Raw genomic sequence first — 14,049 nt, 5'->3', positions numbered from 1 at the left:
ATCATGCTCTCCTCTGCGGTTAAATAGCTGAGGCATGATGAATTGATGAAATTTCTCTCTGATATATAACCCGGTCACGAGATATGCCAGCCCGGCAGCAAACGTATATAATCCCCCCACGCTAAATCTGGCAGGGAGCATCCATGCGCATTATCCATACGGCAGACTGGCATCTGGGCCAGTTCTTCTACAGTAAAAGTCGCGCACCGGAACATCAGGCGTTTCTCGACTGGCTGCGCCAGCAAATTGAACTGCATCAGGTGGATGCGCTGATTGTCGCCGGGGATCTGTTTGATACCGGCTCGCCGCCGAGCTACGCCCGTGAAATGTTTAACCGCTTTGTGGTGGCGTTGCAGCAAAGCCACTGCCAGCTGATTGTGCTGGCCGGTAATCATGATTCCGTCGCCACCCTGAATGAATCGCGCGAGTTACTCGCCTGCCTCAATACCCGGGTGATCACCAGCGCCACGCCGCAGGGCGAGCAGCAGGTACTGACCCTGAACCAGCGTGATGGCACGCCGGGCGCGCTGCTGTGCGCCATCCCCTACCTGCGTCCGCGCGATATTCTGCGCAGCCAGGCCGGGCAGTCCGGGCGTGAAAAACAGCTGTCGCTGCTGGAAGCCATCGAACAACATTATCAGCACTGCTTTGCCGCCGCCGAGGCGCAGCGTGCAGCCCTGGGCGGCGCGTTGCCGATTATCGCCACCGGCCATCTCACCACCGTTGGCGTGACTAAAAGCGATTCGGTACGCGATATCTATATCGGCACGCTGGATGCTTTCCCGGCGCAGGCGTTTCCCCCGGCGGATTACATCGCCCTCGGCCATATTCATCGCGCGCAGCGCATTGCCGATAGCGACCATATTCGCTACAGCGGCTCCTCGATCCCGCTCAGCTTTGACGAACTGGGGCGTGACAAAAGCGTGTTCCTGCTTGAGTTCAGCGCCGGTCTTGATGCGGTAACGCCGCTGACTATCCCGTTATTTCAGCCGATGCAGATGCTGAAAGGCTCGCTGGCGGAGATCGAATCGCAGCTGGCGGTCTTTAAAGAGGGCGATGCCGACCAGCCGGTATGGCTGGATATTGAGATCACCACGCAGGAATATCTCAGCGATCTGCAACGCCGCATCGAACAACTGACCGAGGCGTTACCGGTGGAGGTCCTGCTGGTGCGCCGCAGCCGCGAGCAGCGTCAGCGCAGCCTGGCGCGGCTGGATAATGAAACCCTGAGCGAATTGCAGGTTGAAGAGGTGTTTGCCCGCCGCCTGGCGCTGGAAGAAGAGCTGGATGCCGATCAGGCTGAGCAACTGACCCAGCTGTTTCGCACCACCCTTGCCGCGCTGGAGAACCCCTCAGCATGAAAATCCTCACGCTGCGATTTAAAAATCTCAACGCCCTGCGCGGTGAATGGTTTATCGATTTTCGCCGTGAACCTTTTGCCAGCAATGGGCTGTTTGCCATCACCGGCGCAACCGGTGCCGGTAAAACCACCCTGCTCGATGCCATTTGCCTGGCGCTTTATCACCAGACGCCGCGTCTCGGCGTGCTGTCGCAAACCCAGAACGAACTGATCACCCGTGATACCGCCGAATGTCTGGCGGAGGTGGAGTTTGAAATCAAGGGCGAATCATGGCGCGCCTTCTGGAGCCAGAACCGGGCGCGCGGTCAGGCCGACGGTAAATTACAGGCTCCGCGCGTCGAGCTGGCGCGCTGCGCTGATAATCAGATCGTCGCGGACAAAGTGAGTGACAAACTCAGGCTGATCGAAACCTTATCCGGCCTCGATTTCGCCCGCTTCACCCGCTCAATGATGCTGTCGCAGGGCCAGTTCGCCGCCTTCCTCAATGCCAAACCCGGCGAACGCGCCGAACTGCTGGAGGAGCTGACGGGCACCGAGATTTACGGCCAGATTTCGATGCAGATTTTTGAGCGCTACAAAACCGCGCGCGCCGATCTGGATACCCTGCGCGCCCGCGCTGGCGGCATGATGTTGCTGGATGAGGCGCGCCGGGCAGAACTGACGGCACAGCTGGAACAACTCACCGCCACGGAAACGACGCTCAACCAGCAGCTGACCGAAGCACAGCAGCAGCAGCAATGGCTGCACCAGGCGCAGCAGCTGGCGCAGGAGCAGCAGCAGGCGCAACAGGCGCAGCAGGCGGCGGAAAATGCGTGGCAGCAGGCCGAAGCCGAGCGGCTGCGACTGGCGCGCGCCGAACCGGCGGAAAAGCTACGCGACAAACTGCAACAGCGCGAACAGCTGCAACAGGAGCAGAACGCCCTGGCGCAGCAGGCGCAGCGTTTACAGGATCAGCAACAGCAGGCCCACAGCGCCCAGCAGCAGGGCGAGGCCCGTTACCAGGCGGCACAGCAGGCGCGCGAGCAGGCGCAGACGCAGCATCAGCAGCTGGAGACGTTGCTGACCGAACAGGTGATTCCGCTTGATCAGCAGATCGCCACTCTCGATCAGCAGATCAGTGAGCAACAGCAGCAGCACACGCAGCAACAACAGCTGGTGCAGCACAGCAGCGCTGCGCTGAGTCAGCAGTTACAGGAAAGTGAACGCTTACAACAGCAGTGGGATGAGCAGCAGCAGTGGCGCAGCCGCGAAGCCAGCGTCGCGCACTGGGGTGAGCATCTCACGCAATGGCAGGCCGACATTACGCGGCTGGACGAACGCGAGCAGGCGGTTAACGGGCTGAACACCCAGCAGCAGCAACAGCAGCAGCAACATGACCAGCTGCAACAGGCCTTCGCGGAACGTCAGCAGACGGCCGGACCACTGCAACAGGCCGCGACCGCCGCCAGCCAGGCCCGTCAGCAGGCGGAGCAGGCGCTGACGGCGCTGGAAACACAACATCCGGCTCAGCAACTGCGCGACGCCCTGGCACAGCATCAGGCCCAGCGTGCAGCGCGCCAGCAACTGACCTTACTGGCCGCGCAGTGGCGTTCGCTCCAGCCGCAGCGCCAGCAGCGTCAGCAGCAGCTCACCACGCTGCAACAGCAGCATCAGACGGAAGAACTGGCGTTGCAGGCCTTGCGCGACGAGTGGAAACGCGTCAATCAGGCACGAGTTGATGTGCAGAAAATTTGCGATCTGGAGCGCACCATCGCCCAGCTCGCCGATGAACGCGCGCGGCTGCAACCGGATCAGCCCTGCCCGCTGTGCGGCTCCTGCCAGCACCCGGCAATTGAACAATATCGCCAGCTGGAGCCGGACGAGAATCAGCAGCGGCTGGTCGCCCTGCAAACTCAGGAAACGCAGTTAAAAGAATCCGGTACCGCCAAAGGTGAGCAGCAGCGGCTGTCGCTGCTGCAACAGCAGGCGTTGCAGCAGGAGCTGAGCCATCTCGACCAGCAAATCACCGCGCTAAGCGAGCAATGGCAGGAGCTGAGCGGTGAGCTGGCGCTTACCTTCACGCTGGAGCAGCAGGATGATTTCAGCCTGTGGCAGCAACAGCAGGATCAGCAGGAAAACCAGCAACAGCGGCAGTTGCAGGCGCTGGAAGCCGCCGCGCGCGATCTGCAACAGGCGAAAGATGCCCAGCAGCAGCAACAGCAGCAGTGGCAGGACCAGCAACAGCAGCAGCAACTGGCACAGCAGCAGATCGCCAGCGTTCAGCAGACGCTGAACGATATCAGCCAGCGCGTGGAGACCGAGCGTGCCGCCTGGCAGCAATTAACCCGGCAGCTGGAACAGCAGCTGGCGCAGCATCAGCTGGCCCTGCCCGACCGTGAGGCGCGCGACGGCTGGCTGCGCACGTTGCAACAGCGCTGGCAACAATGGCAGGAAAGTGAGCGGTTACTCACCAACCTGCAACCGCAGCTGGCGAAGGCGGATAGCGAACGCCACAACCTGCAACAAAACCTCGCCCGCGAGCAGCAGCGGCTGGAGACGCTGCAACAGGCGCTAAACGCGCTGCAACAACAACGCCAGATGCAACAACAGCTGCGTCAGCAGTTGTTTGGCGATCGTCAGGTTCAGGCCGAGCGCCAGGCTCATCAGGCGGCGCTCCAGCAGTGCGAACAGCTGCTGGCGCAGCAGTTGCAGGCCTGGCAGCAGGCGCAAAGCGCGCTGCACAGCCTTAACGGCCAGCGCGCGCAAATCGATCAGCAACAACAGGCCCTGACGGCGCGCGTCGACGCGGCAGAAAGCGCGTTCCTCAGCGCCTTGCAGCACAGCGATTTTGCCGACGAAACGGCACTGCGCGCCGCCCTGCTGGACGAACAGGACGTGCAGCAGCTGCGCCAGCATTTACAGGGGCTGGAGCAACAGCGCCAGCAGCAACTCACCCTCAGCCAGCAGCTGGCGCAGCGGCTGGCGAGCCATCAGCAGCAGCGTCCGGCTGCACTGAGCGAAACGCCGGCAGCGGAAATCGCTACGCATCTGGAGTATCTGCGCCTGGCGCTGCGCGACAACGCGCGCCAGCAGGGCGAAGCGCAGCAGCAGCTGCACAGCGACGCGCAGCAGCGCCAGCAGCAGCAATCCCTGCTGGAACACATCAGCAGCAACGAAGCGACGCTGGCGCAGTGGGGCCAGCTGAATGATTTGATTGGTTCCGCCAAAGGCGACAAATTCCGCCGTTTCGCCCAGGGCTTAACCCTTGATCATCTGGTATGGCTGGCGAACCGTCAGCTCGACCGCCTGCATGGTCGTTATCTGTTGCAGCGGCGCGCCAGTGACGAACTGGAGCTGGATGTGGTTGATACCTGGCAGGCGGATGCCACGCGCGATACCCGCACCCTGTCGGGCGGCGAGAGTTTCCTCGTCAGCCTGGCGCTGGCGCTGGCGTTATCGGATCTGGTCAGCCATAAGACGCGTATCGAGTCGCTGTTCCTCGATGAAGGCTTCGGCACCCTGGATGCCGAAACGCTGGACACCGCGCTGGATGCGCTGGATGCGCTTAACGCCAGCGGCAAAACCATCGGCGTTATCAGCCATGTGGAAGCGATGAAGGAACGTATCCCGGTGCAGATCAAGGTGCGTAAGATGAACGGGCTGGGATACAGCAAGCTGGAATTGCCGTCCTAAATAACCGGTGCAGCGGTGCGAATGAATTCGCACCCTACGGCATATATGCCGGCCCGGCCTGCCGGGCGGCAAATTCTGGTTTTAGCGACAGTCAGAGTAATGCCATAGCATTCTGTGGTTCAGCCGATAGACTGTCTGCTGGATGCATAAAGATCATCAAACGGCACAGCAATGAATGTAATGACCCGAATTGGCCTGCTCACCCTCACGCTGGCGCTCAGCGCCTGTCAGCACTCCGCGCCGCAGCAGAGTGCGCAGGCGAACCTGTGCCAGCCGGATAAATCGCCCACCAGCGCCTCCTGCAAATGGACGGCAGAAATGCAGGCGACGCTGGCGCAGCAGTTCCACGATGCCAGCCATTACGCCGGGCAGCTTTGCCTGGTACGGCTGGAGTGGGAAAAAAGTGGCCGCTATGCGGTCACCCAGACTCAGGGCGATGAGCCGCTGTGTCTGCGTGCCTGGCAGTTGATTGGTCAGTCGAAGGGATTACCACCGCCGCCCGATCGCGGGCAGCCGGTGTGGTTTGGCTTTGCGCCGCAGCAGGCTAATTTACCAGTCCATCTTGCCGCCACTGGCGCGGGCTGATGCCGAACCAGCGCCGAAACGCACGCGAAAAGGCGCTGACCTCAGAGTAACCCAGCAGCAGCGCCATTTCTGAAATCGGCAGCTGCTTTTGTTGCAGATAATGGGTCGCCATTTCGCAACGCACTTTATCCACCAGCGTGGTAAAGCTGATGCCCTCCTCGCGCAGACGGCGCTGCAACGACCAGCTCGACAGCCCCATTTTGTCCGCAATCTCATCCAGCACCGGTTCGCCCTGTATCAATGCCAGATTCACCTGCGAACGCGCCTGCTCCACCACGCTCTGCTGGCTGGCGCTGCTGTTAAGGCGGCGGATCGCATCCTGCATCACCATCAGCAACATCGGATCATGATCGGGCATGGCGCGCAGCAGATCGCGTTTCGGGATCAGCAGCGAGTTGAAGGGTTGATCGAACCACACCGGCGCATCGAACACTTTGCAGTGCTCATGCCACTGCTCCGGGCGCGGATGTTCGAAATGCACTTCGCGCGGCGCCCAGTTCTTCCCGGCCACATGACGAATCAGGTTCAGGAACATGCCGAGCGTCAGTTCCGCATCCTGGCGACGGGACAGGATCGCTCCGTGGCGCACCTGATAATCCAGCCGCCAGCAGTCGCCTTTATCGATCAGCCGCGTCAGGGTGTCGTGCTGATGGCACGGAAAGGCATTCACCACGTTATGCAGCGCCTGTTCCAGCGTCGGCGAGCACAGCCCGATATAGCCAATCAGCCCTAATGACTGCGGTTTGAACTGCCTGCCGTAGTGCAAACCGAAGTTATCAAAACCAGAATGTCGTGCCGCCTCTTCCATCACGCGACAATAGTTCACCAGGCCAAGGCTCAGCGTTGGGCTGGCGAGCAGTTCGGAGTCGATGCCGCTAATGCCGAAGATGCGATCCACATCGCCGCCTTTGACGGTGATAAAGTCGCTCAGGCCGGTCGCCGCCGCCGCCAAAACGCCACGGTTGCTGGCGCTGGCCTGGGCTGACAAGGCGCTAAAGGCCTCGGGCTGTCTCATCAGTGAATTCATGCTGACCTCACAGGATACGCAGGAGTGAATCGAATTACCGTATCCAGCAATTTTCGTACCAGGCGGGCAACGCGCGGAAATCGGCGGTTAAACGGGAAGGCGGGCGTGGCGGGCACCGAAACAGCGCAACCACGCCCACTGGTGGTGCATCAGGCACCGACAGGCAGCTGGCTGTTCTCCAGATAACGACGACACAGGCGTACCGAATGATCGGCCCAGCGCGGCCCGAGGCTGAGCGCCATTTCGGTGTCGGCATGGGAACCCATCCACGCGGTGAGCTGGATACGTCGCTGGATCAGCAGCGTCGGTACCAGCGCCATCTCGGCGTCGCTGATATGCGCGACCTGCTCGTAGCCGCGGATCCAGTTATCCAGCCACTCTTCGGCACGCGGATGGTGCTCAACAAAGCTGATCGCCGCCGCCAGATCGTGCAGATACCAGCCAAGACCGCAGTCGTCAAAATCGATCACGCGGGTTTCGCCTTTATGCAGCAGCAGGTTAGTCAGACGCAGATCGGCATGGATCAGACCGTAACGATCTTCACCTTTGCCGAAGTCGCGCAGCTCCTGCCCGACGCGCGCGACCGCCTCTTCCACCACGCGGTGATCGGCGGGATTGAGGTTTGGCGCATCCTGCCAGCGGCCCCAGTGGCTCTGCTCGCTCACCATGGTGTGATGATCCCAGATGATGCGCTGGAAGCCCTGCGGCTTCTGCCAGTTTTTGCTGTGCTGATGCAGACGCGCGGTGATGTGGCCAAGCTGCTGGAAGGCTTTGGGATCGACATCGGTCGTCGGCATGTCGCCTTCGATCCAGTGGAACAGCACCGCATGACGCACGCCGCCATCCGGCAGGCGCAGCGACAACACGGTTTCGCCATCGCTGGCCGGAATCGCTTCCGGCACCATGATGCCGATGTCGCGCAGCGCGTCGAGCCACAGCAGTTCACTGAGGATATCGGCTTTGCTGTGGTAATCCGGGCGATGCAGACGCAGCGCGTAACGTTTTCCGCCCGCCAGCAACAGGAAGGTGGCGTTTTCTGAGCGGCACAGCAGTTTCAGCTCGCCCTGCAACGCAGCGGAGTAGCAGGCCAGCGCCTGTTGCGCCAGCACGGTGATTTCAGCATTTGTCAGGGTGTCGGATTGTTTGGCACTCATTCATCAGGCTCCAGGGATGACAACAGTGTTATCAGCATGGGATGACGTCGTCCTGACTGCTTGACCGCAGATGACCCAAAGTTGACCGCAGCGTACATCTGGCACTTTTCTTGCGTCAGAGTTGACCGTGGAGGACAAAACTCACTGCGCCTGCGTCAAGTTTTCCCGTGAGAGGCAGCGGCATTATCCCCTTCACTGTAGCGCAAACGATAAACCGGCGCGGTGAAGTTACCGCACTCAACAAAAACGACGGGGATAAGATTATGACGAGCAAGCTCAAACCCACCCTGGGAACCCTGCATCTGTGGGGTATCGCGGTTGGCCTGGTCATTTCCGGGGAGTATTTCGGCTGGAGTTACGGCTGGGGCGTAGCAGGGACGCTGGGATTTCTCATTACCACGGCGCTGATCGCCACCATGTACACCTGTTTTATTTTCAGCTTTACCGAACTGACCACCGCGATCCCACATGCCGGTGGCCCGTTTGCCTATAGCCGCCGCGCCTTTGGCGAAACCGGCGGCCTGATCGCCGGTCTGGCGACGCTGATTGAGTTTGTGTTCGCCCCGCCTGCAATTGCCATGGCGATTGGCGCCTATCTCAACGTGCAGTATCCGCAGCTCAACCCGAAAACGGCGGCGGTGGCAGCCTATCTGGTGTTTATGGCGCTGAATATTCTCGGCGTGAAACTGGCGGCAATGTTTGAACTGGTGGTAACGGTGCTGGCGGTGATTGAGCTGCTGGTGTTTATGGGCGTGGTATCACCGGGCTTTAGCATTGCCAATTTTGCCGCCAACGGCTGGGCTGGCAGCGAGCATTTCGGGATGCCGGCCCTGTCCGGTATTTTTGCTGCGATCCCCTTCGCCATCTGGTTTTTCCTCGCCATTGAAGGCGCGGCGATGGCGGCAGAAGAAGCCAAAGATCCGAAACGTACCATTCCCAAAGCCTACATCACCGGCATTCTGACGCTGGTGGTACTGGCGATCGGCGTGATGCTGCTGGCGGGTGGCGCGGGCGACTGGCGTAAACTTTCAGACATCAACGACCCACTGCCGCAGGCGATGAAGATGATTGTCGGCGAGCACTCCAACTGGATGCATATGCTGGTGTGGATTGGCCTGTTTGGCCTGGTTGCCAGCTTCCACGGCATTATTCTCGGCTATTCGCGGCAGTTCTTTGCCCTCGCCCGTGCCGGTTATCTGCCGCAAGGCCTGGCGAAACTGTCGCGCTTCCAGACCCCGCATCGCGCGATTATCGCCGGTGGCGTGATTGGGATCGCCGCGATCTACAGCGACGGCCTGATTAATTTGCAGGGAATGACCCTGACGGCTGCGATGATCACCATGGCGGTGTTTGGCGCGATTGTGATGTACCTGATGAGTATGCTGAGCCTGTTCAAACTGCGTCGTATCGCGCCAGAGATGGAGCGCAGCTTCCGCGCGCCAGGCTACCCGATCGTACCGGGTATCGCACTGGTGCTGTCGCTGGTATGCCTGGTGGCGATGCTGTGGTTTAACCCGGTGATTGGCGGCCTGTTCGTGGGGATTATGGTGGTGGGCTACATCTATTTCCTGGCCACTAAATCGCAGCGCGACAACGCGCCGCAGGATTCGATGCTGGTGGGGGAATAACAGAAACTGCGGTTGCTGGAAGGTCGGGATTCATCCCGACCCTGCCACGTAGGGTCGGGATGAATCCCGACCTTCGCAATTACAATGGCCAAAGCCATGCCGCGCCGCGCACCCCGCTGGAATCGCCATGCACCGCTTTTAATACCGGCGTTTCACACTCGCGGCCAAACACCCACTGCTTCATCAGCGTCGGTACGGTCTGATACAGACGATCGTTATTGCTCATACCGCCGCCCAATACGATGACATCCGGATCAAGCAGATTCACCACCTGCGCCAGCGATTTTGCCAGACGCATTTCATAGCGGCTCATCGCCAGTTCGGCGACCGGGTCCTGCTGTTCAATCAGGGTAATAATCTCCGCGCCTTTCAGGGATTTTCCGCTCAGCCGCTGATAATCAATGGCAAAACCGGTGCCGGAGACGAAGGTCTCGATGCAGCCCTGCAACCCGCAATAACAGGGAACCTCCGCCCGATAACGCAGTTCGTCCTCATCCATCCACGGCAGCGGGTTATGGCCCCATTCACCGGCGTTACCGTTGCCGCCAATGCGTGACGCGCCGTTAATCGCCACCCCGGCGCCCGATCCGGTGCCGATAATCACCGCAAACACCAGCGACTGACCGGCACCCGCGCCGTCCACCGCTTCGGATACCGCCAGACAATTCGCGTCGTTGGCGATACGCACGTCTCGATTCAGCGCCTGCGCCAGATCTTTGTCCAGCGGCTGACCGTTCAGCCAGGTGGAGTTAGCGTTTTTCACCCGCTGGGTATAAGGCGAAATGGTGCCCGGAATGCCCAGCCCCACCGTGCCCTGCTGCCCGGTTTTCTCTTCCGCCAGCAGCACCAGGTCAACAATCGCCTGTACCGTCGCACCGTAGTCGTCACGCGGGGTGTTCACACGATGACGAAACAGTTCCAGCCCCTGGTCTGACAGCGCGATCACCTCAATTTTCGTGCCGCCTAAATCGATACCTATACGCACGTTTTATTCCTCATTATTCGTTCGGGTGAGAGATACAGTAGAGGGGCGTTTCGGTAAAGGCAATGAAACCCATCCGATGTTTCGCTATCATGCGCGCTGACTCATAGACTTGTGCGCCCGATCGCACCCCCGGTAAGGAATCCCGATGTTGTGGTTTAAAAATATGATGGTTTATCGTCTGAATCGTGACATTCCGCTGTCCGCAGACGATCTGGAAAAACAGCTCGACGCCTTCACTTTTTCGCCTTGCGGTAGCCAGGATATGGCGAAAACCGGTTGGGTTTCCCCGATGGGCAACCGCAGCGAAGCGCTGACGCATGTGATTAATGGTCAGATCATTATCTGCGCACGTACCGAGCAGAAAATTCTGCCTTCGCCGGTGGTGAAGCAGGCGCTGGAAGCCAAAATCGATAAGCTGGAAGCGGAACAAAGCCGCAAGCTGAAGAAGACCGAAAAAGATTCGCTGAAAGATGAAGTGCTGCACAGCCTGCTGCCGCGCGCCTTCAGTCGTTTCAGCCAGACCTTTATGTGGATCGACACCGTCAACAACCTGATCATCGTCGACTGTGCCAGCGCGAAGAAAGCGGAAGACACCCTGGCGCTGCTGCGTAAAAGCCTCGGTTCGCTGCCGGTGGTGCCGCTGACGCTGGAAAGCCCAATCGAGCTGACGCTGACCGAGTGGGTGCGTTCAGGCGAACTGCCGGCCGGATTTGCGCTGATGGACGAAGCCGAGCTGAAAGCGATTCTGGAAGAAGGTGGCGTGATCCGCTGTAAAAAACAGGATCTGGTCTCCGACGAAATTGCCACCCATATCGAGGCGGGCAAAGTGGTGACCAAGCTGGCGCTCGACTGGCAGGAACGCATTCAGTTTGTTATCGCCGATGATGCCTCGGTGAAGCGTCTGAAATTCAGCGATACCCTGCGTGAGCAGAATGACGACATCGACCGCGACGATTTCGCTCAGCGTTTCGACGCCGATTTTATTCTGATGACCAGCGAACTGGCCGCGCTGATTAGCAATCTGGTGGAAGCCTTAGGCGGCGAAGCCCAACGCTAAAAAAATATCCTGCACCGGCGCGTAAGGCCGGTGCAGGATAAGATGTGGAAGGTACTAATACTCAGGTTGGTTAATCTCACGCAGCGGAACGCTGCGGTAGTATTTACCGCTAAAACCAGCTACGGCTTCCGGCAGTTGCACCCGTTTGTTTTTTTTCACCGGGACAATAACGTTATTTTCCTGCGTCTTCCGTTCTTCGTCGCTTATTTTCGGCATAGCTTTTTGGGCGGCCCTTTGCGCATCAATTTTTTTCCAGTACGCCACTTCATCCTCCCGACTGACGGTATATACCGCCGGAGGTTGTATTTTTTGCTCCTCTTGTTTTTTCTCTAGCGCTTTTTTATTGGCGAATTTAATCTTCATATCTTCCAGCGCTTTTTTTACTAACGGATAACTTTTTAATTCGCTAAAACTCATGGTGCCAAAGTTATATTCCTTTTCCTCAGGCTGGCTATTTAAACTTTGCATTACTGGAGCGTCTTTAACCCAAAGCATCTTGACCGATGTCTGCTGGCGAGAACGCAGCAAAGCCTCTTTGGTGACATTGATTGCGAACTCATCAGACGCCTCTTTTTCTGAATAGTGGCCTGATGACTCATCTCCTGAGTGCTTACCTGAAGACGCATTTTCTGAACGATTGTCGAGGGATTCCCTGCTGTTGGCGCGTGAATATGGCGCGCTCCCAATTGCGGAGTCTGCGTCATCAAATTTATCATCGGGCTTCGCATCCACTGCCTTCGTGATCGCACGCTGATACTGGCGAGGCAGAGGTTGTATACCTTCAAAATTATTAATTTTATTTGCAATCGTATGTCCGCCCGACCGCATTTTGCTGCGTAATATCATTGAAGTCTGACTCATATCGTCTTCCGCCGGTGGCGTAAATTTCGCACGCTTATACCCGGCGGCGGGTGTGGTATATTCCACGGCCTGCGCGAAATAATAAGAACCAAATCGGTTTAATTTCTCTATCCTGGTAAATTCGTCATTTTTGATACAGGGCGCGTACGCGGAACCCGTTAACTTAACCGGCGCTGGCCTGGCATTCGGGCGAACCTCGGTCCGAGAGTCAGAGTTAAACCAATGCGTATTGGGCGCAGGAACAAAATACACCCCCTGGTTTTTATTAACGGTAAACGTCTTTTCCTTATTTGAAGAAGGCGCCTTATTTTTGCAGGTGACGCAATTGATAGATTCGCTGACGTTATATTTAGCACGCTCACTAAAAGAGCGAAAATTTGGTTCCGGCAAATTTGTAGGGCGAGAATAGAGAATGCCGATGGTCATATTTATCTCCTTATAAATTATTCATCCTGTGGACAACCCATTTTTAAGGCAAACAAAATGAATTTGCAACCTCGGTGATGATCTACAACAGAAAAATATTATTATCTAATTACTAGGCTTAGTAATAAAAATAGCGTTCATGTTGCTGAAAATTATGAATTAATAGAAGGGGAAAAATAGTTTATTAACAAGGCCGCAGCGGGACGCGCGGCCTGGGGGGAATGCTTACAGATAGCGGCACAGATAAGACGTTGGCTCGGCAACCTGCAAATGGAATTCGCTGTGGCCCGGAACGTTGAACACGCTACCCGCTTCATACCATTTCCACTCGGTTTCACCAGGCAGCAGCACTTTCAGCGCGCCGCTAACCACCGTCATCTCTTCCGGCTGGCCGGTGCCGAAGGTGTATTCACCTTCCGCCATCACGCCTACGCTGGCGCGACCAATGGTGACGCTGTCGAAACCAATGGATTTCACTTTTCCGTCAAAATACTCACTCACGTTGAGCATGTTACTTCCTCACAGCACATTAAGGTGACTGGCAGATTACAAGGGAACTCGCTGATCTGTCACGTAAAATGACGACGGCGATCACAAGTTGTGATCGCGTCTGCGTCAGACGATCAATTCCGCCGCCAGCTTGGCCACCAGCACGTTAGACAACAGCACCGGAATGCCCAGCATCTTTTGCAGAAAATCGCGGTGTTTCTGGTGATACCCGATGCAATCCAGCACCACCACATCCGCGCCCTGCTCCTGCAACGACAGCCCGGCTTCCACCAGATCCGCCTGTTGCGCCAGATAGGGGCTGGCAACGGCGAAACAGGGAGGCGTGCTCAGATTGCGCCATTTGCTGGCCTGTTCGGCGATCTGTTCTTCCACCGGCACCACGATGCCCACTTTGTGACCATCAACAATCGCTTTGACCAGCGGCGGTATGATGCGGTCCGGCTCCAGCAGCAGCGCATGGCGGGTATGCAGCGCACCAAACTCTCCGGTGCACAGCAGCAGGATGGTGTCGTATCCCTGCTCCTCCAGCGCGTAAATCTTCTGCTGCAATCCCTGCTCCACCTGACGCGCCGACAGGCGCACCTGCTGCCCCGCCTGCATCCGCGATACCAGCACTTTTTCACCGGCGGCCGGTGTGTAGCGCTGCTCCACATCCGCCAGGGTGAGGCCGTCGAGTAAACCGGCGTGATCCACCTGCTCTGTCGGCAGATGGGCCTGCAACAGCGGCAGAATGTCGCTGCGCGGTGACTGACCAATCGTCAGGGTAACCAGGGATGCTTTCATA

The 14,049-nt window shown here is 58.2% G+C and carries 11 protein-coding genes; 5 read left to right on the top strand and 6 right to left on the bottom strand.

Features of this window, described 5'->3' with window-relative positions; all coding sequences use genetic code 11:
- The first annotated feature begins 143 nt into the window (after positions 1-143).
- From sbcD to AC6I8V_RS04650, 3 genes are all read left to right on the top strand, one after another.
- Positions 144-1,361 (top strand): exonuclease subunit SbcD, encoded by a 1,218-nt coding sequence (gene sbcD, locus AC6I8V_RS04660; protein ID WP_497844756.1) that lies wholly within the window; start codon positions 144-146, stop codon positions 1,359-1,361.
- Positions 1,358-5,032, top strand: a complete 3,675-nt coding sequence (locus AC6I8V_RS04655; RefSeq protein WP_497844755.1) for an AAA family ATPase — start codon at positions 1,358-1,360, stop codon at positions 5,030-5,032. Before sbcD ends, AC6I8V_RS04655 begins: the two co-directional genes overlap by 4 nt.
- Positions 5,033-5,212: 180 nt before the next feature.
- On the top strand, positions 5,213-5,617 hold the full coding sequence (locus AC6I8V_RS04650) for a cell envelope integrity TolA C-terminal domain-containing protein (protein WP_497844754.1): 405 nt from the start codon (positions 5,213-5,215) through the stop codon (positions 5,615-5,617).
- Here the strand turns inward: AC6I8V_RS04650 and qhpR are convergent.
- Both qhpR and AC6I8V_RS04640 read right to left on the bottom strand, forming a co-directional pair.
- Complete coding sequence (gene qhpR, locus AC6I8V_RS04645; protein ID WP_497844753.1) at positions 5,577-6,632, bottom strand: AraC-like transcriptional regulator QhpR; 1,056 nt, start codon at positions 6,630-6,632, stop codon at positions 5,577-5,579. The two genes, AC6I8V_RS04650 and qhpR, sit on opposite strands and share 41 nt — an antisense overlap.
- A 161-nt stretch (positions 6,633-6,793) precedes the next feature.
- Entirely contained in the window at positions 6,794-7,798 is a 1,005-nt protein-coding gene (locus AC6I8V_RS04640; RefSeq protein WP_497844752.1) for a phosphotransferase enzyme family protein, read from the bottom strand.
- A gap of 263 nt (positions 7,799-8,061) precedes the next feature.
- Here AC6I8V_RS04640 and eat point away from each other — a divergent pair, with 263 nt between their 5' ends.
- Positions 8,062-9,426: an ethanolamine permease gene (eat, locus tag AC6I8V_RS04635; RefSeq protein WP_497844751.1), complete on the top strand. Its 1,365-nt coding sequence runs from the start codon at positions 8,062-8,064 to the stop codon at positions 9,424-9,426.
- Between the two features lie 79 nt (positions 9,427-9,505).
- On the opposite strand, the gene mak is transcribed toward eat, so the two are convergent.
- Complete coding sequence (gene mak / locus AC6I8V_RS04630) at positions 9,506-10,411, bottom strand: fructokinase (protein ID WP_497844750.1); 906 nt, start codon at positions 10,409-10,411, stop codon at positions 9,506-9,508.
- Between the two features lie 145 nt (positions 10,412-10,556).
- Here mak and rdgC point away from each other — a divergent pair, with 145 nt between their 5' ends.
- Complete coding sequence (gene rdgC, locus AC6I8V_RS04625) at positions 10,557-11,468, top strand: recombination-associated protein RdgC (RefSeq protein ID WP_497844749.1); 912 nt, start codon at positions 10,557-10,559, stop codon at positions 11,466-11,468.
- A 54-nt stretch (positions 11,469-11,522) separates the two neighbouring features.
- On the opposite strand, the gene AC6I8V_RS04620 is transcribed toward rdgC, so the two are convergent.
- The 3 genes from AC6I8V_RS04620 to AC6I8V_RS04610 form a co-directional block, all read right to left on the bottom strand.
- Positions 11,523-12,755, bottom strand: a complete 1,233-nt coding sequence (locus tag AC6I8V_RS04620) for a hypothetical protein (RefSeq protein ID WP_497844748.1) — start codon at positions 12,753-12,755, stop codon at positions 11,523-11,525.
- A 225-nt stretch (positions 12,756-12,980) separates the two neighbouring features.
- The gene (gene ppnP / locus AC6I8V_RS04615; protein ID WP_034830521.1) at positions 12,981-13,265 is read right to left on the bottom strand and encodes a pyrimidine/purine nucleoside phosphorylase; all 285 of its coding nucleotides are present in this window, start codon (positions 13,263-13,265) and stop codon (positions 12,981-12,983) included.
- 105 nt (positions 13,266-13,370) lie between these two features.
- Entirely contained in the window at positions 13,371-14,048 is a 678-nt protein-coding gene (locus tag AC6I8V_RS04610; RefSeq protein ID WP_497844747.1) for an AroM family protein, read from the bottom strand.
- Position 14,049: the final 1 nt, after the last annotated feature.

This window comes from Pantoea sp. X-Soil-TKNS-1207 (genome assembly GCF_059730485.1).
The sequence above is the reverse complement of the archived record's forward strand: the minus strand, read 5'-3'. Positions and strand labels throughout refer to the sequence as shown.